The organism is Rhizobium sp. 18055 (genome assembly GCF_902706285.1).
GTDB lineage: Bacteria > Pseudomonadota > Alphaproteobacteria > Rhizobiales > Rhizobiaceae > Rhizobium.
The window spans coordinates 1-380 of sequence record NZ_CACSKD010000518.1 but is presented as its reverse complement, the minus strand read 5'-3'; the positions used below and the strand labels follow the sequence as shown (position 1 = coordinate 380).

Genomic DNA, 380 nt, shown 5'->3' with positions numbered 1-380 from the left:
ACCTGGAACGCGAGCCCGAGGGCCGCGCCGTAGCGCGACAGGGCCTTCCACGCGGCGGGGGATGCGTCGCCGCAGGCCGCTCCCATGAGCACGCTCGCCTGCAGCAGCGCGCCGGTCTTGAGGCGGTGCATGCGGCGCAGCTCGTCCTCCGAGAGGGCGATGCCGACGCTGGCGAGATCGATCGCCTGCCCGCCCGCCATGCCGTCGGCCCCCGCGGCGCGCGCGAGCAGCCGGCACAGCCGGGCCTGCATGGCGTCGGGCACGTCGCCATCGGGCGTGAGCAGCTCGAAGGCCAGCGCCTGCAGCGCGTCGCCCGCGAGCAGGGCCTGGGCCTGGCCGAACTGCACGTGCACCGTGGGCTTGCCGCGGCGCAGCACGTC

The 380-nt window shown here is 76.3% G+C and carries 1 protein-coding gene; it reads right to left on the bottom strand.

What is annotated here, in order from left to right; all coding sequences use genetic code 11:
* On the bottom strand, positions 1–380 hold a 380-nt coding region (locus GVL52_RS32815; protein WP_200848090.1), incomplete at both ends, for a polyprenyl synthetase family protein.